General features: G+C 58.1%; 23 protein-coding genes. 12 read left to right on the plus strand and 11 right to left on the minus strand.

Annotated features, from left to right (window positions below; all coding sequences use genetic code 11):
- The first annotated feature begins 14 nt into the window (after positions 1-14).
- From fahA to GOV53_RS19300, 6 genes are all read left to right on the plus strand, one after another.
- Positions 15-1,271: a fumarylacetoacetase gene (gene fahA, locus GOV53_RS19275; RefSeq protein WP_170469552.1), complete on the plus strand. Its 1,257-nt coding sequence runs from the start codon at positions 15-17 to the stop codon at positions 1,269-1,271.
- Complete coding sequence (locus GOV53_RS19280; RefSeq protein ID WP_170469555.1) at positions 1,268-1,813, plus strand: dihydrofolate reductase family protein; 546 nt, start codon at positions 1,268-1,270, stop codon at positions 1,811-1,813. Before fahA ends, GOV53_RS19280 begins: the two co-directional genes overlap by 4 nt.
- Before the next feature lie 237 nt (positions 1,814-2,050).
- Positions 2,051-3,661, plus strand: a complete 1,611-nt coding sequence (locus GOV53_RS19285; protein WP_170469559.1) for an FAD-dependent oxidoreductase — start codon at positions 2,051-2,053, stop codon at positions 3,659-3,661.
- A gap of 5 nt (positions 3,662-3,666) precedes the next feature.
- Positions 3,667-3,864: a DUF2783 domain-containing protein gene (locus GOV53_RS19290; RefSeq protein WP_170469562.1), complete on the plus strand. Its 198-nt coding sequence runs from the start codon at positions 3,667-3,669 to the stop codon at positions 3,862-3,864.
- 18 nt (positions 3,865-3,882) lie between these two features.
- Entirely contained in the window at positions 3,883-4,521 is a 639-nt protein-coding gene (maiA, locus tag GOV53_RS19295; RefSeq protein WP_170469565.1) for a maleylacetoacetate isomerase, read from the plus strand.
- Between the two features lie 87 nt (positions 4,522-4,608).
- Entirely contained in the window at positions 4,609-4,938 is a 330-nt protein-coding gene (locus GOV53_RS19300) for a DOPA 4,5-dioxygenase family protein (RefSeq protein ID WP_170469568.1), read from the plus strand.
- A 2-nt stretch (positions 4,939-4,940) separates the two neighbouring features.
- Here the strand turns inward: GOV53_RS19300 and GOV53_RS19305 are convergent, their stop codons facing one another.
- Positions 4,941-6,569, minus strand: coding sequence for an acyl-CoA synthetase (locus GOV53_RS19305; RefSeq protein ID WP_170469571.1), 1,629 nt, complete (start codon positions 6,567-6,569; stop codon positions 4,941-4,943).
- Between the two features lie 220 nt (positions 6,570-6,789).
- Between GOV53_RS19305 and GOV53_RS19310 the strand changes: the two genes are divergently transcribed.
- Complete coding sequence (locus GOV53_RS19310) at positions 6,790-8,187, plus strand: aminotransferase family protein (RefSeq protein WP_170469575.1); 1,398 nt, start codon at positions 6,790-6,792, stop codon at positions 8,185-8,187.
- A 58-nt stretch (positions 8,188-8,245) separates the two neighbouring features.
- Here GOV53_RS19310 and GOV53_RS19315 read toward each other — a convergent pair whose 3' ends face one another.
- Positions 8,246-8,929: a sulfotransferase family 2 domain-containing protein gene (locus tag GOV53_RS19315; RefSeq protein WP_170469578.1), complete on the minus strand. Its 684-nt coding sequence runs from the start codon at positions 8,927-8,929 to the stop codon at positions 8,246-8,248.
- A gap of 248 nt (positions 8,930-9,177) precedes the next feature.
- Here GOV53_RS19315 and GOV53_RS19320 point away from each other — a divergent pair, with 248 nt between their 5' ends.
- Positions 9,178-9,945: a hypothetical protein gene (locus GOV53_RS19320; RefSeq protein WP_170469581.1), complete on the plus strand. Its 768-nt coding sequence runs from the start codon at positions 9,178-9,180 to the stop codon at positions 9,943-9,945.
- Positions 9,946-10,014: 69 nt separating this feature from the next.
- Here GOV53_RS19320 and rplT read toward each other — a convergent pair whose 3' ends face one another.
- The 5 genes from rplT to pyk all read right to left on the minus strand — a co-directional run bounded on the left by rplT (position 10,015) and on the right by pyk (position 14,471).
- On the minus strand, positions 10,015-10,380 hold the full coding sequence (gene rplT, locus GOV53_RS19325; protein ID WP_008756009.1) for a 50S ribosomal protein L20: 366 nt from the start codon (positions 10,378-10,380) through the stop codon (positions 10,015-10,017).
- Positions 10,381-10,394: 14 nt separating this feature from the next.
- Positions 10,395-10,595 (minus strand): 50S ribosomal protein L35, encoded by a 201-nt coding sequence (rpmI, locus tag GOV53_RS19330; protein ID WP_010443552.1) that lies wholly within the window; start codon positions 10,593-10,595, stop codon positions 10,395-10,397.
- Between the two features lie 182 nt (positions 10,596-10,777).
- The gene (locus GOV53_RS19335; RefSeq protein ID WP_170429014.1) at positions 10,778-12,328 is read right to left on the minus strand and encodes an alanine/glycine:cation symporter family protein; all 1,551 of its coding nucleotides are present in this window, start codon (positions 12,326-12,328) and stop codon (positions 10,778-10,780) included.
- Between the two features lie 14 nt (positions 12,329-12,342).
- Positions 12,343-12,780: a universal stress protein gene (locus GOV53_RS19340; RefSeq protein ID WP_170469584.1), complete on the minus strand. Its 438-nt coding sequence runs from the start codon at positions 12,778-12,780 to the stop codon at positions 12,343-12,345.
- A gap of 245 nt (positions 12,781-13,025) precedes the next feature.
- Entirely contained in the window at positions 13,026-14,471 is a 1,446-nt protein-coding gene (pyk, locus tag GOV53_RS19345) for a pyruvate kinase (protein WP_170469587.1), read from the minus strand.
- Between the two features lie 132 nt (positions 14,472-14,603).
- Between pyk and GOV53_RS19350 the strand changes: the two genes are divergently transcribed.
- The 3 genes from GOV53_RS19350 (at position 14,604) to GOV53_RS19360 (ending at position 16,039) form a co-directional block, all read left to right on the plus strand.
- Complete coding sequence (locus GOV53_RS19350) at positions 14,604-15,341, plus strand: N-formylglutamate amidohydrolase (RefSeq protein WP_170469589.1); 738 nt, start codon at positions 14,604-14,606, stop codon at positions 15,339-15,341.
- Between the two features lie 66 nt (positions 15,342-15,407).
- Entirely contained in the window at positions 15,408-15,647 is a 240-nt protein-coding gene (locus tag GOV53_RS19355) for a DUF6868 family protein (RefSeq protein WP_170469592.1), read from the plus strand.
- 77 nt (positions 15,648-15,724) lie between these two features.
- Positions 15,725-16,039: a DUF1244 domain-containing protein gene (locus tag GOV53_RS19360; protein ID WP_170469595.1), complete on the plus strand. Its 315-nt coding sequence runs from the start codon at positions 15,725-15,727 to the stop codon at positions 16,037-16,039.
- 42 nt (positions 16,040-16,081) lie between these two features.
- On the opposite strand, the gene GOV53_RS19365 is transcribed toward GOV53_RS19360, so the two are convergent.
- The 3 genes from GOV53_RS19365 to dgcN all read right to left on the minus strand — a co-directional run bounded on the left by GOV53_RS19365 (position 16,082) and on the right by dgcN (position 18,985).
- On the minus strand, positions 16,082-16,942 hold the full coding sequence (locus tag GOV53_RS19365) for a D-amino-acid transaminase (RefSeq protein WP_170469598.1): 861 nt from the start codon (positions 16,940-16,942) through the stop codon (positions 16,082-16,084).
- 11 nt (positions 16,943-16,953) lie between these two features.
- A complete protein-coding gene (dgcA, locus tag GOV53_RS19370; protein WP_170469601.1) occupies positions 16,954-17,919 on the minus strand; it encodes an N-acetyl-D-Glu racemase DgcA in 966 nt (321 codons plus the stop codon).
- 64 nt (positions 17,920-17,983) lie between these two features.
- Positions 17,984-18,985 (minus strand): N-acetyltransferase DgcN, encoded by a 1,002-nt coding sequence (gene dgcN / locus GOV53_RS19375; protein ID WP_170469603.1) that lies wholly within the window; start codon positions 18,983-18,985, stop codon positions 17,984-17,986.
- A 295-nt stretch (positions 18,986-19,280) separates the two neighbouring features.
- On the opposite strand from dgcN, the gene GOV53_RS19380 reads away from it, so the two are divergent.
- The gene (locus tag GOV53_RS19380; RefSeq protein WP_170469606.1) at positions 19,281-20,240 is read left to right on the plus strand and encodes an L-malyl-CoA/beta-methylmalyl-CoA lyase; all 960 of its coding nucleotides are present in this window, start codon (positions 19,281-19,283) and stop codon (positions 20,238-20,240) included.
- Positions 20,241-20,277: 37 nt separating this feature from the next.
- Here the strand turns inward: GOV53_RS19380 and GOV53_RS19385 are convergent, their stop codons facing one another.
- Positions 20,278-20,856, minus strand: a complete 579-nt coding sequence (locus GOV53_RS19385; RefSeq protein ID WP_170469609.1) for a PA14 domain-containing protein — start codon at positions 20,854-20,856, stop codon at positions 20,278-20,280.
- Positions 20,857-20,869 lie beyond the last annotated feature (13 nt).

Below are 20,869 nucleotides of genomic sequence, written 5' to 3' on the forward strand. Positions count from 1 at the left end.
TATAAGGATCACAGATGTCTCTGATGAAATCCTGGGTGGCCTCGGCCAATGATGCCGACCACCCGTTCCCCCTGAACAACCTTCCCTACGGCGTCTTTTCGACCGAAGGCGAAGACCCACGATGCGGTGTCGCGATCGGCGACATGATCCTGGACGTCACAGCAGCCGAAGCCGAGGGCCTGATCACGCTGGCGGATGAACCGCTGTTCGACCTGCCCTTCTGGAACCCGCTGATGGAAGAAGGCCCTGCCGTTTGGGCCGCTTTGCGCAACCGGCTGACCGCTCTGCTGGCCGAAGGGTCAGAAGAGCAAGCTCAGGTCGCGCCTTTGCTGGTCGCGCAGAGCGATGCGGAAATGCACATGCCATTTGCTGTCAGCGAATACACCGATTTCTATGCAGGCCGACATCACGCCCAGAACGTGGGCACCATGTTCCGCGGGCCGGAAAACGCTCTGCCTCCGAACTGGCTGCACATCCCCATCGGGTACAACGGGCGTGCCTCGTCCGTTGTCGTCTCGGGCACGGATATTCGCCGCCCGTGGGGCCAGCTCAAATCCCCCGATCAGGACCTTCCCGCCTTCCTGCCCAGCCGTCGTTTCGACATCGAGCTGGAAATGGGCGCAATCGTCGGCACACCGTCGGATGGTCCGATCACCGTGCAAGAGGCCGATGACCACATCTTTGGTTATGTGCTGCTAAACGACTGGTCCGCACGCGACATTCAAGCCTGGGAATACCAGCCTCTGGGACCGTTTCAGGCCAAGGCCACCGCCACCTCGATCAGCCCGTGGATCGTGACCAAGGCCGCGCTGGAGCCATTCCGCTGTGACACTCCCGCACGTGAATTCGAGCTGCTGGATCACCTAAAGGATTGCGGACCGATGCTGTATGACATCGATCTGGAAGTCACGATGGCCCCGGACGGCGAGGACGCCACGACGATCGCTCGGACCAACTACAAAGAGATGTACTATTCCGCGGCGCAACAGCTGGCCCATCATGCGACTTCGGGATGCCCGATGAATACCGGCGATTTGCTGGGGTCTGGCACCATCTCGGGCCCAACCAAACCCGAGCGCGGTTCGCTGCTGGAGCTCAGCTGGGGTGGGAAGGAACCGCTCACACTGGATACGGGCGAGACCCGAAACTTTATCGAGGACGGCGACACCCTGACCCTGAAGGGCCGCGCCCGCGGCGATGGGTACACGATCGGCTTTGGTGATTGCACCGGCACCGTTCTGGCCGCACTCAAAGACCCGTTCAAGCGGTGAAGAAACTGAGCCAGCGCACAACATATGTTGGCTACATCGCAATGAGCCTGGACGGGTTCATTGCCGATAAAGCGGGCAGCGTCGATTGGCTCAACACCTTTAACGACAGCCTCGCCTCCGACGGGGGCGACGGCGGCTATGGTGAGTTTATCAGCGAGATCGACGCCCTGATCATGGGAAGAACCACCTACGAGCAAGTGCTTGGCTGGGGCTGGCCCTACGAGGGCCGCGTCGGATACGTGCTGACGCGGAAAACGGGTTACTCGGGCGAGCATGTGGCCTCTGCGGGTGACATCAATACGCTGCGCGGTGCGATCGAAGACGCGGGGCACCGGCGCGTCTGGGTTATGGGCGGGGGCGAAACGCAGCGCGCGGCACTGGATGCGGGCATGTTCGACACCCTGCGTGTGTTCATTATGCCTACGCTTTTGGGACGAGGATTGCCCTGCTTTGCACCGGGGCAGCAGCATTATCTGGAACTGACGGACATCGCACGACAACCCGGCGGCATCTTGCAGATCGACTACAGCATCAAAGACTGACCCAGATCGCCAAAGCTTAGGTCTCGCAGGGCTTGGCATGGATGTCTCGGCGCAGGCAGCAGCACGAGGCACCCTGGAAAGGTGTTGGACCCATCGGGGGCGAGGAAGTCTGGTCAACTTGATCCAGATCGTTTTTTGCCAGCGGATTAGGTGGAATCATGAACACATAGCCTTTGGCACGACTGGTCGAAGGCCCAGACCTTGCGCCATGGGCGCCAGAGTATTGGGGGAGAACCCATGAACAAGATCTTCGAAGTTCCACTTTATCCCTACGAACGCAGCCCTGATCAGGACTCTGCAACCTCGGTGCGTCACAAGGTTATTGTGGTCGGGGCCGGGCCTGTCGGGCTGGCGGTCGCGATTGATCTGGCCCAGCAAGGGGTCGAAACCGTGGTGCTGGACGACAATGACAAGGTCAGCTTTGGCAGTCGCGCGATCTGTTTCTCGCAACGCTCACTCGAAATCGCTGACCGGTTGGGCGCAGGACACAAACTGGTTGAAAAAGGAGTGCTGTGGGACGCGGGTAAAGTCTATTTCGACAACCGCCAAGTTTATGAATTCCACCTTCAACCAGACAAGGGCTACGGAAACCCGGCCTTCATCAATCTCCAGCAGTACTACATGGAGAAAGCCCTTGTCGAACGGGTGCGGGAACTGCAGGCCGACGGCGCACCTATCGAAATCCGTGGGCAGAACAAGGTCGAGGCGATCGGCACCCATGACGATCACGTCACGCTTGAGGTCGAAACGCCAGAAGGGCCTTACAACGTCGAAGCCGATTGGCTGATTGCCTGCGACGGGGCTTATTCACCGACCCGCCGGATGCTGGGTCTGGATTTCGACGGGCGTGTGTTCGAGGATAACTTTCTGATCGCCGACGTGGTGATGCAGGCCGACTACCCGACCGAGCGCTGGTTCTGGTTCGACCCGCCCTTCAATCGCGGCCAGTCTGCCCTGCTGCACAAACAACCGGACAATGTCTGGCGAATTGATCTGCAACTGGGCAAAGACATCGATCCAGAGCAGGAAAGAAAGCCAGAAAACGTGACCCCGCGGCTCAGGGCGATGTTGGGTGACGATGTCGACTTTGAACTCGAATGGGTCTCGATCTACACGTTCCAGTGCCGCCGCATGGATCGGTTCCGGCATGGCCGCGTGCTGTTTGCGGGCGACAGTGCGCATCAGGTCAGTCCATTCGGTGCGCGCGGGGCCAATTCCGGTCTGCAGGATGCAGACAATCTGTGCTGGAAGCTGAAACTGGTCATCGACGGCAAAGCACCCGAGCTGTTTCTGGACAGCTATAGCCGCGAGAGGGTCGAAGCCGCGGATGAAAATATCCGAATGTCCACACTCTCGACCGAGTTCATTACGCCGAAATCCGATATGTCGCGCTTGTTGCGGGACGCCGTTCTGGACCTGAGCGAACATTTCGAATTCGCCCGCCCGCTGGTGAATTCCGGTCGTCTTAGCACGCCCTGCGCCTATTCTGGTTCGCCCCTCAGTTCAGCCGATGCACTGAACGGACCTGAGGTGACGCGGCCAGGTGCGGCTTGCCCCGATGCGCCACTGGGTGATGAGTTTCTGCTGCCTAAACTCGCGGGTCAGTTCACCTTGCTGACAATTGATGCGGATGCGCCCGACAGTCTCGAGGAAGGCGGAGTTACAGCCACGCGGTTGGCCCTGTCCGTCAAGGACGACCTGACCTTAGAGCTCAAGCGCAGGTATCTGGGGGATGCGCCCAGCGCAGCGTATCTGATCCGCCCCGATCAACACGTAGCTGCCCGCCGCGATACATTTGAAGAGAACGCATTCCGGCAAGCAATCCGTCGGGCCACCGGTAAGGAGTAAGCGATATGACCGATCTGATCCTCACCCCCAATCTGGACAATGCCGACGGTTTTTATGCCGACTTGGTAGCCGCTCATGACGGGCTGAACCGGCATGACAGCGATGCTCTGAACGCGCGGCTTCTGCTGATACTGGCCAACCACATCGGAGATACGGCCGTATTGTCAGACGCGCTGAAGGCTGCGGCGTTGAAGGAAACCTGACATCCTAAGGAGGCCAGGATGAGCGGTGTAGTGCTTTATGACTACAGGTGGTCTTCAGCCAGCTACCGCGTGCGGATTGCGCTGAACCTTGCCGGGATCAATTACAGTACCGTCTCTGTTGACCTGAAGGAGGGCGAACAGAAGTCGACCAGCCATTTGGTCCGAAATCCGCAAGGTTTGGTTCCAGTCCTGGAAATCGATGGGCTGCGGCTGACTCAGTCTTTGGCAATAATCGACTACCTTGACCAAACCCGGGGTCTTGTGCTGCTGCCAACAGAACCGGCAGAGCGCGCAAAATCTCTGGCCCTTGCACAGTCCATCGCGGTCGATGTGCATCCGGTCTGCAATCTGTCAGTCGCCCAATATGCAGCTGCGCTCAGCGAAAATGCCGATGATATGCCGGGTGAGTGGATGCGCCATTTCATACGTCCGGGTCTGCTGGCATTTGAGACACTTTTGGCAAGCTTCGATCAAGCGCCTTATTGTACAGGTGCCAAACCCGGATTGGCCGACCTGTGCCTTGTTCCGCAACTCTACAACGCGCGTCGGTGGGATGTGGATCTGTCAGGTTTGCCCCGTATCCTGAGCGTCGAAGCTGCCTGTGCCGCCCACCCAAGCTTTGCTGAGGCCCACCCTGACGCCAACGCGCCTGCATGACCCCGCGCACACAGGCTGTGTGCAGGCGCAAGTGGTTATACGGCCCAGCTGCGCTTACCTTTTTTGTATTCGTTGCAGGAGGTCCAAATGCCTGAAATCACCGGCTATCACGCCCATGTCTATTTCGACGCCGACACACAGGATACGGCCCGACAGGTCTGCGAAGAAGCTACCCGTCTGTTTCCCGTACAAATGGGGCGGATGCATGCGAAAAATGTCGGCCCGCACCCAAGGTGGAGCTGTCAGCTGGGCTTTGCGCCTGACGCGTTTGATCAGGTGATCCCATGGCTGATGCTGAACCGACAAGGTCTGACCATCTTCACCCACCCGGAAACCGGCGACCATCTGGCGGACCACCGGGACCGGGCGGTTTGGATGGGCGAACTCCTGGAGCTTGACCTGTCGATTTTCGACTAGGGTTAATCCAACGCCCGCGCCTGATCCCGCAGCTTGAACTTCTGGATCTTACCGGTCGAAGTCTTGGGCAAAGGCCCGAACACCACTGTCTTCGGTGCCTTGAAATGGGCCATATTATCGCGGCAGAACCCGATGACCTCGGCTTCGGTCGCTTGCGCATCCGGCTTCAGCTCGATGAAGGCACAGGGTGTTTCGCCCCATTTGTCATCGGGGCGCGCCACCACAGCAGCCTCCATCACGGCAGGATGTTTATAGAGGATATCCTCGACCTCAACCGACGAGATATTCTCGCCACCCGAAATGATGATGTCCTTGGACCGGTCTTTAAGCGCAATATAACCGTCCGGGTGCATTACGCCGAGGTCACCCGAGGCAAACCAGCCGCCTCGAAACGCATTGTCCGTAGCCTCGGCATTCTTCAGGTAGCCTTTCATGACGACATTGCCCTGCATAAAAATCTCACCCATCGTCTCGCCATCGGCGGGCACTGGTTCCAGTGTATCCGGGTCGGCCACCATCAAGCCCGACAATGCCGTATATCGCACGCCCTGACGCACCTTGAGCGCCGCGCGCTCTTCGGCTGGCTTGTCGTTCCACTCGTCTTTCCATGCGCACACGACAGAGGGACCGTAGGTCTCGGTCAGGCCATAAACATGAGTCACCTCTATGCCCATGTTCTCCATGCTCTCAATCACAGCGGCAGGCGGCGGGGCTCCTGCAGTCATCACCTTAATCTCATGGTCAAAATCCTTGAGGTGATCGGGGGCGTTGGCCAGCATGTTCAGGACGATCGGCGCGCCACAGAAATGGGTGACCTTCTCATCCCGGAATGCTGCATAGATCGGCTCGTCCCGCACGGCGCGCAAACAGACCGACACTCCGGCATTCGCCGCCATCGCCCACGGAAAGCACCACCCGTTGCAATGGAACATCGGCAGGGTCCACAGATAGACCGAGTGCTTGGGCATGTTCCAATCCAGCAGGTCCGACTGCGCGTTCAACGCGGCGCCTCTGTGATGATACACAACCCCTTTCGGGTTACCGGTCGTCCCAGAAGTATAGTTCAGCGTAATCGCGTCCCACTCATCATTGGGCAAGGACCAGTCATATTCAGGGTCACCTTCGGCCAGCAGGGCGTCATAGGTCAGGCTGCCCAGCTTTTCGCCACCCTCAAAGCTGGGATCTTCGATATCAATGACCAGAATGTCGTGATCGACCTGTTTTAGCGCCTCTTTCACGACGCCCGAGAATTCAGGATCGACCAGCAGAGCCTTTGACTCAGCATGGTTCAGGATGAAGGCAATGATCGGAGCATCCAGCCGGGTGTTGATGGCGTTCAGCACAGCACCCGCCATTGGAACGCCGAAATGTGCCTCGTACATCTCGGGGATATTGGCGGCGATGATTGATACCGTATCCCCTACCCCAAGGCCGCGCGCGGACAAAGCTCCGGCCAATTGCCGACAGCTTGAATAGGTTTCGGCCCAAGTATAGCGGCGCGCGCCGTAGACCACCGACGGATAATCTGGGTAAATCAGCGCTGTCCGCTCGATAAAACTCAGCGGTGACAGCGGCGTATAATTCGCGCGGCTTTTGTCCAAATGACGCTCATAGATATTGGCATTTGTCATTTGCTGATCCTCCCTCTTCACTTCGGGCGAATTGAGCACAAACTTGTTCATCTGACAAATCCGTAAAAATACGGCGCGGCCATGGACTGGAATTACGGGATGATGCAATCTGGCCCTATCTCCGAAACAGCTTTCGCGGTGATCTGAGCCATCGAAAACACAAGGCCGGGATAGTCCAATTTAGGCAACCCGCGCACCAGCCATTCTGAAAGGACATGTCATGGACGGCACGTTCAACGAAAACGATCTTTCCCACGTGGTCGAAGCCGACCGCGCCCATATCTGGCACCACCTGCTGCAGCATAAACCCTTTGAAACCAATGATCCGCGTATCATTGTCGAAGGCAAAGGCATGCGTGTCTGGGACCAGAATGGCAAAGAGCATCTGGACGCTGTGTCCGGCGGCGTATGGACCGTCAACGTAGGCTATGGCCGCGAATCGATCTGCAAGGCCGTGTATGACCAGCTGATGAAGCTATGCTACTTCGCGAACACTGCTGGCTCGATCCCCGGTTCGATATTTGCTGAAAAGCTGATCGACAAAATGCCTGGCATGAGCCGTGTTTATTACACCAACTCTGGTTCGGAAGCGAACGAGAAGGTGTTCAAAATGGTTCGTCAGATTGCGCACAAGCGTTATGGCGGCAAGAAGACCAAGATCCTGTATCGCGACCGCGACTACCACGGCTCGACCCTGGCAACCATGTCGGCAGGCGGTCAAGACGAGCGTACGGCCCAGTACGGCCCGTTCGCCCCTGACTTCATCCGCGTTCCGCACTGCATGGAATACCGCAAGCACGAGCTGGACATGGAAAACCTGTCTGGCGAAGCCTTCGGCAAAGCCTCAGCTGATGCCATCGAAGAGGTTATCCTGCGCGAAGGTCCTGAAACCGTTGGCGCGCTGTGCCTCGAGCCTGTGACCGCAGGTGGCGGCGTGATCGAAGCCCCCGAGGGTTATTGGGAACGTGTGCAGGAAATCTGCAAAAAGTACGACATTCTGCTGCACATCGACGAGGTTGTCTGCGGCGTGGGCCGTACGGGCACTTGGTTCGGCTATCAGCAATACGGCATCAAGCCGGACTTCGTGACCATGGCCAAAGGTGTTGCCTCGGGTTACGCGGCAATTGCCGTAATGGTTACCACCGAAGAAGTCTTTGACATGTTTAAGGACGATGCCTCGGATCCGCTGAACTACTTCCGTGACATCTCGACCTTTGGCGGCTGTACCGCTGGCCCGGCGGCCGCGATCGAAAACATGCGCATCATCGAGGACGAGAACCTGCTGCAGAACTGTACCGACATGGGCTTCCGCATGAAGGATAACCTGCAGGCGCTGATGGAAAAGCACAAGGTGATCGGCGACGTCCGCGGCAAGGGTCTTTTCCTTGGTGCCGAACTGGTTGCAGACCGCGCGACCAAAGAACCGATGGACGAGAAAAAGGTTCAGGCCGTTGTCGCGGACTGTATGGCGCAGGGCGTGATCATCGGGGCGACCAACCGTTCGATCCCCAGCCGCAACAACACGTTGTGCTTCTCACCGGCCTTGATCGCGACAGCCGACGATATCGACCAGATCACGGATGCGGTCGACGGCGCGCTGGGGCGTGTATTCGGCTAAGACGCGTTCTATCGAAACAGAAAACCGGCGCCAAACGCGCCGGTTTTTTTGTTATGGCTTAGGACGCGATTTCAGGAATGCGCGCATCGCGCGGGTCTTCGGAATAGTCGAAATTGTCAAAGACCCAGCCCATCGTGCGCTTGACCGCGTCGGTCGAGGCCGCGTCATAGAAATCAGCAACCGGCACATCGCCCCATTTGCGAATACCCTTGTTGAATTCAGGCAGCGGATCCAACGGCTTTTCAAAACCCAGTTTCTTGGCCATGCGCGACAGGTCATCACCCAGACATTCAAAACGGATCGCGTCCTGAGCAACAAACTTATCGTCAATAGTGACAATGTCGCGGTCCGTGGCATACCGAGGGCGGACACAGAACTGACGGAATGCGGCGCGCACCTCGTCAAAATTGTCGGATTGTATGATTGCGTCCTCGCGGCGCAGCCAGAAGAAGTGGGACACAACCCGATCAAAAGGGTTGCGCACCGCGGTAAAGCGGAAATACGCGTCCCATTTTTCGCGCCCCAAACGCCGACGCACGCGCGCCGCCGGGATATGCGGCCGCCATCCTTCGGGCGCGGGGCCACGCGCGACGCCCTCGGCATACCGGGCATCCGACAACTCCAGCGGCAAATCGTCTTCAAGCGTGGTGCAAAACGGGAACAAGGCCCGCTCGATACTGGTTCCGGCCGTCTTGCGAGACTTCAGGAAAATGAACTTGTACTTGTTGCTGATGGCAACCATGGTCTCACCTGCTCAAACTGTTCCGGATGTCTTGTATCAGCCTGATTGACCAGAGCATCCAATTGATCAGACGCGCGTGCCAGCTACATCCGTTACGGGGCGACTATTAGCAAGAAACCCCCGGCATTCCAGCCCTGTTGGTGAACTGGTCCAGCCGCTGTTGCTTTCAAACAAAGGCCGGCACGAGCCGTCTTGACGCCGCAGCGAGGAAGGTCGAGCTTGGCACCACAAACGCAACGGGACAGCAAATGAAAACACTTCTGTGTATCGGGGATTCGCATTCCCGACTGATTGGCACAAAACCGGACGGGTCTGGCTTTCGGTATGGGCGGATCAGTGCCACGACAATCGACGGCTTTGACGCTGCCCATGTCGTCAGCATCAAGGGCGCGACGGCGGCGGGGTTTTATCCAAAAGATGACAAAGGCTCATCCTTCTTTCGCGCGTCCCGGGCGATCCGCCGCCTTGACCCGGATGTCATCTGTTTCGGGTTTGGCCAGGTCGATGCCGAGCTGAGCTGCTATTACGTTGCCTTCCGGGACAATATCAGCCTCGAAGAGGCCATCGACACCCGGCTGCATCTGCAAGATCGGTATCTTGAGGCCTGCCGCGGCCTCGCGGGCAGCCGGGGGGTCGCAATCAAGGGCCTGAACACCGCAACGATTGATGAACCGAAAGCCCTGCGGAAACTGCTGCACCGCCGGATTCGCCCGCGTCTGGACATACCGCGCGGGCAGTTTTCGCAAAGGATGGAAGAGCTGAGCATCTCAGTCGACCGCCATTGGCAAATCAACGCCGCGCTTTCTTCGGGATTGCAGCAAAAAACAATGGCGCAGGGGCTGGCCTATTTCGATCTGCGTGATACGACCGGACGGGGCGACAAACCGGGATTGTCGAAACCCGAATACTGCGTTGGTGGCGGCGATGTGCATCTGCGTATGTCGCCCGAGGTAGAAAAGCAGTTCTCAAACGCGGTGGCTGCAACCGCGCAGACGGCTCTTACCCCCGCCGCCTAAGCCAGCCACTCAGAAAAAAAGGCCGCCCCGATTGGGACGGCCTTTCATTCACTGTCTCTCGAAAGAGGATCAGGCAGCCAGAGCAGCCTGAGCTTTGGCGACGATCGCGCCGAACGCTTCCGGTTCGTGCACGGCCAGGTCGGCCAGAACTTTGCGGTCCACTTCAATACCGGCCAGGTTCAGGCCGTTGATGAAGCGGGAATATGTCAGTGCTTCGTCATGCGAACGGACAGCAGCGTTGATGCGCTGGATCCACAGCGCGCGGAAATTGCGCTTGCGGTTCTTACGGTCGCGGGTTGCGTACTGGTTGGCCTTGTCGACGGCCTGACGGGCAACCTTGAAGGTGCTCTTGCGGCGGCCATAGTAACCTTTGGCGGCCTTGATGACCTTCTTGTGACGGGCGTGAGTTACGGTTCCACCTTTAACGCGGGACATCTCTTAATCTCCTCTTAGCGGTCGTAGGGCATGTAGCCCTTGACGATCTTGGCGTCGGGGGCGGACAGGGTGGTGTTGCCACGGGCGTCGCGGATGAACTTTTTGGTCCGCTTGATCATGCCGTGCCGTTTGCCGGCCTGGCCAGCAAGGACCTTACCGGTCGCAGTCACCTTAAAGCGCTTCTTGGCGCTCGACTTGGTCTTCATCTTAGGCATTTCCGTCTCCTTTCAGGGTTCGGTACTAAACGCGACTCGGCATGCCATCTCGGCCGGTCACGCGATCAGAAGCGCCGTTTACGCAAGTTCCGTCATAGTGGCAAGGGGGTTTCGACCAGAATCTGCGCTTTTCGCAGGGTGGTCAGGCACCGGGGCAACCTGAGCCGCCCCGGTGAAAGGTCTTAGTGTTCGAACTTGCGGATTTCGCCAGTTCTCAGCCGCTCGGCATAGCTGGCCAGTTCCTGGCGCACGACCTTCATCAGGAAGTAGAGCGCAAAGACATTGACCACCGCCATCGCAAAGATCGCCGCATCCGAGAAATCGATGACCGGGCCAAGGTTGGCCGCAGCGCCGATAACGACGAAGATGCAGAAGATGACCTTGAACACCAGTTCTTTGGTTTGGCCTTCACCGAACAGGTAGGTCCAGGCCTTGAGGCCATAGTACGACCAGCTGATCATGGTCGAGAAAGCGAACAGAACCACCGCGATGGCCAGCACATAGGGGAACCAGCCAAAGGCGCTTGCAAAGGCCGCCGAGGTCAGGCTGACACCGGTGTTGCCATCAACCGTGGCAATCGCATTGCCCGCTTCGTTCAGCATGTAGTTGCCGGTTGCCGGATCAACGATCAGCTGCTGGGTGATGATGATCACCAGCGCGGTCATGGTACAGATCACGACCGTATCGATGAACGGCTCAAGCAGGGACACAAAGCCCTCGGTGATCGGTTCCTTGGTCCGCACCGCCGAGTGTGCAATCGCCGCAGAACCCACGCCCGCTTCGTTGGAGAATGCCGCACGGCGGAAGCCCTGGATCAGCGCACCGACCATGCCGCCAGCGACACCCAGCCCCGTGAAGGCACCCGCAAAGATTTGACCAAAAGCCCAGCCGATTTGATCGGCATGCATGATGATGATGACCAATGCGGCCAGAACATACATGACACCCATGAACGGCACGACCTTCTCGGTTACGCGCGCGATGGATTTCAGGCCACCTACGATCACTGCAAATACGATACCCGCAAAGACCAGACCAGTGATCCAGCCCGGATAGTCACCCGTGATGCCCGCGATCTGTTGGTGCGCCTGATTGGCCTGGAACATATTGCCCCCGCCCAGCGCACCGAGGATACAGAAGATCGAGAACAGAACGGCCAGAATTTTACCACCCGGCAGGCCAAGCTCATCAAAGCCCTTGGACATATAGTACATCGGACCGCCCGAAACGGTGCCGTCTTCGTACTCATTCCGGTATTTCACACCCAGCGTACATTCGGTGAATTTCGACGCCATACCCAGCAGGCCCGCGACGATCATCCAGAAGGTCGCGCCGGGCCCACCGATGCCCACGGCCACAGCTACACCAGCGATGTTGCCCAGGCCGACCGTACCCGAAAGCGCCGTAGCCAAGGCCTGAAAGTGGCTGACCTCACCCGCATCGTTGGGATCGGAATAGTCACCCTTTACAAGACTGATCGCGTGGCCAAAGAACCTTAGCTGCACGAAAGCAAAATAAAGCGTGAAAACAGTCGCCGCGATCACGAGCCAACCGACGATCCATGGAAACCCGGTGCCGGGAAACGGCGCAAAGATGAAACTGACGAAAGGCCCCGTAAAGTCGGCAAAGGCCTGGTTGATCCGATCGTCCAGACCCGGTGCGTCTTGCGCAAAAGCCGGGCCGGTGAACAAGGTGGCCAATGCGGCCAAAGCAAAACGTTTCAGCGTGTTCATTCCTCTTGCTCCCCTCAGTTCACGACGGTGACCGGCACGTCGGCGTGCATGACCAGATTCTGGGTCGAGCTGCCGAACAGGCGTTTCTTGAACCCATCGGCCGAGGCGCGCCCGACAATGATCTGCGTTCCGCCGTTTTCAACCGTGATTGCGTTCAGCGTTTCGGCCACATCTCCGTGGCGCACGATACCCTGCGCCGTGAAGCCTTCGGCCGTCAGTGCATCAACGGCAGGAGTGACAATGCGGTTGGTCGCCAAAGTGACCTCTTCCTCGCGACGTTTGTGCCGCAACGCATTTTCCTCGGGGGTTTGAAAAGTGAATGGGGACCATTCGATGACATAAACCACCAGCAATTCACACGCGCCGATCAGCTTGGCCAGATCTTTGGCAAAGGCGATGGCCCGTTCTCCGGTTTCTGTCCCGTCCAGCCCAATGACAATTTTCGTTGTCATGATGTTCCTCCAATATTTTTGGTTATGCCGGGCCCGTGCCCCCGGCAGGGCAGCCGGAACCTGGAACTTTCTGAGTAGACTGCCCTTAGGGGTCAGTATCCCGGAAAATCCCCCAAAAAGAGAGGGATATCTTTTCCACTCAACCAATTACGCGATTAAGCATTGAAAAGACTGTATATTTTTCGTCTAAAAAATAGGCAGAATCCCGAAAATCCATGACTTTCGGGCACCCGGCGCGACCCGGATCAACCCGGGTCGGTGTTATAAATCAGACGTTCGTCACAGGGTGCGATGCGCAGAATATTGGTTGTTCCCGGCACGTTAAAGGGCACGCCGGCGGTCACGACGATCTGATCCTTCTCCGAGGCGAACCCTCCGGCACGGGCCGCGCGGGCGGCGTTTACGACCGCGCCCTTGAACCGCTCAAGCTCGGGCGTCATCACGCAATGACATCCCCAGCTCAGGCACAAACGCCGCGCGGTCCCGGTGGCAGGGGTCATCGCAATAATCGGAACACCGGGACGTTCGCGCGCGGTTAGCAGCGCTGTCGTTCCGCTCTGGGTGAAGCAGCAAATCGCTTTGATGTCAGTCTTTTCTGCGATCTCGCGCGCGGCGGCTACGATGCCGTCAGCAACGGACGTTCCCTTGGCGGTGCGGGAGGCCGCGATGATCTGCGTATAGGTCGGATCAGCTTCGACTTCGATGGCGACCTTGTTCATGGTTTGAACGGCTTCGATCGGATAGGAACCGGCGGCCGATTCAGCGCTGAGCATGATGGCATCGGTGCCTTCATAAATTGCCGTCGCCACGTCCGAGACCTCGGCCCTTGTCGGCATTGGGCTTTCAATCATGCTTTCCAGCATCTGCGTCGCCACGATCACCGGCTTTGCCGCGCCCCGGCATTTGCGCACCAGTCGTTTCTGAATCGGTGGAACTGCCGAGACAGGCAGCTCGACCCCCAGATCGCCGCGTGCGACCATGATCCCGTCCGAGGCATCCAGAATGTCGTCAAACGCCTCAACCGCTGCAGGCTTTTCGATTTTGGACAAGATCGAGGCGCGACCATCGGCCAGCGAACGTGCCTCAAACACGTCCTTGGCGCGCTGCACAAAGCTCAGCGCCAGCCAGTCGACGCCCAACTGGCAGACGAACTCCAGATCATCGCGGTCCTTGGCGGACAGGGCGGCCAGAGGCAGCACCACGTCAGGAACGTTCACGCCTTTGCGGTTGGAAATCGCACCGCCGACCTCGACCGTGCAATTGGCGAAGTCCTGGCCGCAGTCTTTCACGATCAGACGGATTTTCCCGTCGTTGACCAACAGACGCGCGCCTGGTTCCAGCGCGGCAAAAATCTCGGGATGCGGCAGGCAAACGCGATTGACGTCGCCGGGTTCTGGATCAAGGTCCAGACGGAACGCAGCACCTTCTTCTAGTTCTTCAGCATCATTGGCAAAGACGCCCACCCGCAGTTTGGGGCCCTGCAGGTCGGCCAGAATGGCAATGGGGCTGTCCAGATCCTTCTCCACCTGCCGGATGATCCGGTGACGTTCGCGGATTTCATCGTGGCTACCGTGGCTCATGTTCAGGCGAAAGACATCCGCGCCTGCTTCGTGCAGGGCACGGATGGTGTCATAGTCATTCGACGCCGGTCCCAGCGTCGCCACGATTTTCACATTTCTCAGGCGTCGCATTGGTCTTGCCCCCTTAACGTCTTCTCTTGTTTCCGCGAAAATGTTACCGCAAACATTGCTCAGGCTGCTTATTGCGCAATTCCCTTTTCAAAGCAACTCCCGTACACCTGCGACAAACTAGATGACAGGCTTATGACGTATTCCCCGTTTTTTATCCACGGTGCCGATCGCCCTTCGCGATGGCTGATCACATGTGACCACGCGACCAACATGGTGCCCCCGGACATTAATGGGGGCGATCTGGGTCTGCCGCGCGAAGATATGGAACGCCACATCGCCTATGACGTCGGCGCGTATGAGGTGTCCAAGCATCTGGGCGAACTGCTGAATGCACCAGTCATTGCAGCCAATTTCTCACGCCTGGTGATTGACCCGAACCGGGGCGAGGATGATCCGACCTTGTTGATGAAGCTTTATGACGGGTCCATCATTCCCGGCAACCGCCACGCCGACGCGGCCGAGCGCGAGCGCCGCCTGAACATGTGTTATCGCCCGTATCATGATGCTCTGGCACAAATGGTTGCCCTGCCCCATGCCGTTATCGTCTCCATGCACTCGTTTACCCGGCAACTGCGAGGTCGTGACCCGCGCCCGTGGCATGTTGGCGTTCTGCACACCCCGGACGATCGGTTCTCGCGCCCATTGATCGACCGGCTGGAGGCCGAAGAGGATCTGTGCATTGGGGTCAACGAGCCTTACACAGGTGTTTTACCCGGGGACGCGATCGACAAGCACTGCACCAGCTTTAGCCGCCCAAACGTCCTGATCGAACTGCGCAATGACCTGATCGCCGATCACGTCGGACAGCGGGCCTGGGCCGAGCGCCTCGCCCCGATCCTGCAGGATGCGCTGGCCGAAAGCGGCTTGTGACAAAACCCCTCATGGCATTGTGAGAGCTTGCCTAAATCCCCATATTATAGGGGAAAGGAGGCGACCATGACCCAGGAACTCCTGACGGCCGTCTTTGGTTGGATGGCCGTATTGAACATCGCGGTACTCTTGTTCACAACGCTGATGATCTTGCTGCTGCAGGACTGGATCGCTGGCATCCACGGCAAAATGTTCCAGATGGAGCGCCCTGCAGTAAAACGGGCGTATTTCCGGTATCTGGCCAACTACAAGATACTGACTCTGATCTTTTGCATTACCCCTTGGCTGGCTTTGAAACTGGCCTGACGCGGTGTTTATTGAAACATCGCCCCCGGGCCGCTAGGTCAGGTTTAGCACGCAATACAGTCACTCGGAGCCAGACCATGGACAAGCAAACCGAAATCGAACTTCAGGCCGCCGCCTTCCGTCGGCTGCAAAAGCACCTGATGGAAGATCGCACTGATGTTCAAAACATCGACATGATGAATCTGGCCGGGTTCTGCCGCAACTGCCTGTCGCGCTGGTATCAGGAAGCCGCCAATGAAAAGGGCATCGAAATGGGCAAGGACGAAGCCCGCGAGGTGTTCTATGGCATGACCATGGATGAGTGGAAAGCCAACTATCAGACCGACGCGAGCCCGGAAAAGCAGGCCGCCTTCAAGGTCGCGTTCGAAGAAAACGTCACAAAAAAGGGCTAGCCCCGAAACGTAGAAGGCCCGCCAGATCGGCGGGCCTTTTCTTTAGATTGCTGCCTTACGGCTTTCGTCCAAGTATATTTCGCGCAGGCGTTTGGCGATTGGCCCCGGTGTACCGTCGCCCAGCGCGACGCCGTCGATTTCAACCACAGGCATGACAAAAGCACTGGCCGAGGTGGTAAACGCCTCGTCTGCAGCTTTCGCCTCATCAATTGTGAACAGGCGCTCTACGACTTCCATCTGAGCTTCCGCCGCCATCCGCAGCACGGCCTTACGGGTGATACCGTGAAGAATGTCGTTCGACAGCGGGCGCGTAACGATCTTACCGTCTTTGACGAAGTAGGCGTTGTTGCTGGTGCCTTCGGTCACGTAACCGTCTTCGATCATCCACGCGTCATCGCAGCCCGCTTTCTTGGCCATCATCTTACCCATCGAGGGGTAGAGCAACTGAACGGTCTTGATGTCGCGGCGGCCCCAGCGGATGTCCTCGATCGAGATGATCTTCGCGCCCTTCTGAGCAGCCGGGCTGTTCGCCAGACCGGGTTTGTTCTGCGTGAAAAGAACGAGGCTGGGCTTGGTGTCTGCGGGCGGGAATACGAAATCCCGGTCGCCATCTGATCCGCGGCTCACCTGAAGATAAACTAGCCCCTCTTCGATGCCGTTTAGCTCAACCAGCTTGCGGTGAATTTCCAGCAGCTCATCCTTGGTGCAGGGCTCGGCCATCTCCAGCTCGTCCAGCGATCGCTTGAGGCGCACGGCGTGACCTTCGAAATCGATCAGCTTGCCGTCCAAGACACTGGTGACCTCGTAAACCGCGTCTGCAAACAGAAAACCACGGTCAAAGATGGACACCTTTGCCTCGGTCTCGGGCAGGTATTCGCCATTTACGTAAACGGTGCGGGTCATGTCTTGTCTCCTCAACCCCAAAGCGCAGCCACGGGCGGGTGCACTCCGGCGTTATCAAAAATCAGCGGGTTGTCACGGTCTTCGGCCAGCAGCAGCGGACCGTCAAGGTCTGTTATCACCGCACCCTGTGCCACAAGTGTCGCAGGTGCCATGGCAAGCGAGCTGCCAACCATGCATCCAACCATGATCTTATAGCCCTCGGCCAGCGCCGCTTCGCGCAGGGCCAGCGCCTCGGTCAGGCCACCTGTTTTGTCCAGCTTGATGTTGACCACATCATACTTGCCTTTCAGCTTTGGCAGACTGCTGCGGTCGTGGCAGGATTCATCGGCGCACACCGGTACAGGGCGGTCCATTCCAATCAGGGCATCATCCTCACCGGCAGGCAGGGGCTGCTCGACCAGCGCCACGCCCAGACGGACCAGATGCGGTGCCAGGTCTGCGTACACAGCGGCGGACCAGCCTTCGTTGGCATCCACGATGATCTTGGCATCCGGCGCGCCCGCGCGAACCGCCTCAAGCCGGGGCATGTCGTCCGGTGTGCCCAGCTTGATCTTCAACAGAGGGCGATGCGCATTCGCGGCCGCCTGCGCTTGCATTTTCTCGGGCGTGTCCAGCGACAGCGTATATGCGGTAATCTCGGGTCCAGGCACCGGCAGCCCCGCCAGGTCCCAAGCCCGTTTCCCGGCGCGCTTAGCCTCAATATCCCAAAGGGCACAGTCCACCGCATTCCGCGCGGCGCCTGCAGGCAGCAGGTCCATCAGGCTGTCGCGGGTGAACTCGGCAGGCAGTGCTGCAATCTCGGCCTCGACTGATTCCAGCGTTTCGTCATAACGGGCATAGGGCACACATTCGCCCCAGCCTTGATGCGTTCCGTCCGAAATTCGAACCGTTAGCACTTTTGCTTCGGTCCGGGACCCGCGCGAGATTGTAAAAACCTGCGCCAGTCGAAACACATCACGAGAAACTTCTACCTGCACGCGCCAGCTCCTTTATCTTACTCAAAATACATCCGCCGGAGGTGCCCCCGGCGGATTCTCTTGATCACATCGCGTCCAGCGCGTCGACCAGTTTACCGGCCCCAAAGCGATAAGGGTCGGTTGCGGGCAAGCCCATCTCGGCCTCGACCTGCTCGATATAGGCCCGCGCGTCGTCTTCGCTCAGATGCTGGGTGTTGATTGATACACCCGCGACCTGACAATCGGGATTGGCAACACGCGCAAGTGGCAATGCCGTGTCGCGCAGTTGCGCCAGCGTCGGCAGCGAGTATTCGGGCAAACCGCGCATGTGAGTGCGGGTCGGTTCGTGACACAGGATCAGCGCGTCGGGTTGACCGCCGTGGATCAAGGCCATGGTAACGCCGGAATACGAGACGTGGAACAACGAGCCCTGTCCTTCGATGTGATCCCAGTGATCCGCATCGTTTTCCGGCGTCAGGTACTCCACCGAGCCTGCCATGAAATCCGCAACCACCGCATCAAGAGGCACACCCTGACCAGTTATCAGGATGCCGGTTTGACCAGTGGCGCGGAACGTCGATTTCATACCACGCTTGCGCATCTCGGCATCCATGGACATGGCCGTGTACATCTTGCCAGCCGAGCAATCTGTACCAACCGCGAGACAGCGCTTACCGCTGCGCTTTTTGCCATTGGCAATTGGATAGCCAACTGTAGGCACGCGCACGTCATGCAGAGTGCCACCATGTGTCTGCGCCGCAGCCACCAGATCACCTTCGTCGCGCAGCAGGTTGTGCAGGCCCGAGGCCAGATCATATCCCATATCCAGAGCCGCAATCAGTACCTCTTTCCAGGCTTCACTGATAACACCGCCGCGATTGGCCACGCCGATTACCAGCGTCTTTGCGCCGGCCTCTTTGGCCTCGGCCAGTGTCATATCGGTCAGTCCCAGATCAGCCTTGCAGCCATCCATACGGTACTGGCCTACGGCGTTTTCGGGGCGCCAATCTCTGATGCCGATTGCAACTTTGGCCGCCAATTGGTCGGGCGCATCGCCCAAAAACAGCAGGTACGGTGTCTCGATCATTGCGGTTCACTCCTTTGATTCCGACGCAGCCTAGGGGACGATTTCAACGAGTGTTTCGCGTTTTCGTCTGGCAACGCCCCGTCGCGCGGGAAATTTTTGCGCATTTAATTCTATTGGCGCACTATTCTTCCAAGTTTTTAAAGCGACTAAACTTTAATCACTGTCCAGTCACCGAAAACCGGCAATTGCTGCGATTGCATTGCCGCATCTGCACAAAGACGCTTGCTATGGCTTGCGCAATTTAATACCCCATGAAGCAAGAAAATCGTAATTTCCTTTCTCGAACGAGGTCCAGATGAGCTTTCGCATTCAACCCGCCGCCCCTGCGCGCCCCAACCGTTGCCAATTGTTCGGGCCGGGCTCAAACACCAAACTCTTCCCCAAAATGGCTGCATCGGCGGCGGACGTGATCAACCTGGACCTTGAAGACTCGGTTGCGCCTTCGGACAAAGACGTTGCGCGTGCGAACGTGATCGAAGCGCTAAACACCATCGACTGGGGCAACAAATACATGTCTGTCCGCATCAACGGTCTGGACACACCCTACTGGTACCGCGATGTCGTTGATCTGTTGGAACAGGCAGGTGATCGGCTGGATCAGATCATGATCCCAAAGGTCGGCTGTGCTGGGGACGTTTATGCTGTCGACGCACTTGTCACCGCGATCGAGCGCGCCAAGGGACGTACCAAACCCGTCAGCTTTGAGGTTATCATCGAATCTGCCGCCGGTATCGCCCATGTCGAAGAGATCGCGGCCTCTTCCCCACGCATGCAGGCGATGAGCCTGGGTGCTGCGGATTTTGCGGCCTCGATGGGGATGCAGACCACCGGCATAGGCGGAACGCAAGAAAACTATTACATGCTGCGCGAAGGCGAAAAGCACTGGTCCGATCCGTGGCACTGGGCACAAGCCGCAATCGTGGCCGCCTGCCGCACGCATGGCGTTCTGCCCGTAGACGGCCCGTTTGGCGATTTCTCGGATGACGAGGGCTATATCGCGCAGGCGAAACGTTCGGCCACGCTGGGTATGGTCGGCAAATGGGCGATCCATCCGAAACAGATCGCACTGGCCAATCAAGTATTTACCCCGTCGGACGAAGCTGTTTCCGAAGCCCGTGAAATCCTTGCCGCGATGGAGCAGGCCAAAGCCAATGGCGAAGGTGCCACTGTCTACAAAGGCCGCTTGGTCGACATCGCCTCGATTAAACAGGCCGAGGTGATCGTTGCTCAGGCGGAACTGATCGCGGCCAACTGATCCAAACGAAAAAGGCGCCCCGCCGGGCGCCTTAGCTTTAACGACCGAACACGTTGTTTGGTGTCCAGGTGAACCGCTCACCCTGCTTGCCCCATTTCATCATTAGGCATGACGTTCCGTATTTCTGAAAATAGGTGATCTTAAGCGGATACCACCCCGCTTGCGGCACCTCTACGGCGGTGCGTTGATTGGCTTCGCAGCCTTGTCTGCCATTGAAATAGCCGATCTGCTGCCCCCCGACCCAAGCGTCGATGCCGTCATTCGACCAGGTTTCAAGCTCATAAACCCCCGGTGAATCAAACCGAATATAGCCCGTGACCTCGGCGGCAACGTTATACGCTTGATTGAAGGTCAGAACAGGATCGCCTTCGTTCGTGTCCCGATAGTCCAACCCCCGCAGCGGCGCACCGGGCTTTGCTTTCTTCAGAAGAAAGCCCACTTTGTTCAAGTTTTGAATTTTGCGCGGTGGGTTTCCCTCCCACGCATATTTCACATTTAAACCCGCCTGCGGACTGGGTTGAGGATTGGCCGGTTGCAGCTTGAGCGGTGCAGAAAATGCCGCGCTAGCAAACAACGCCACAGCAGTGGCCAGCGCTCCGATCCGAAAGAGTTTCATTGTCTTCTCCCTG

Source organism: Ruegeria arenilitoris (assembly GCF_013035315.1).
In the GTDB taxonomy this organism is placed as follows: domain Bacteria; phylum Pseudomonadota; class Alphaproteobacteria; order Rhodobacterales; family Rhodobacteraceae; genus Ruegeria; species Ruegeria arenilitoris_D.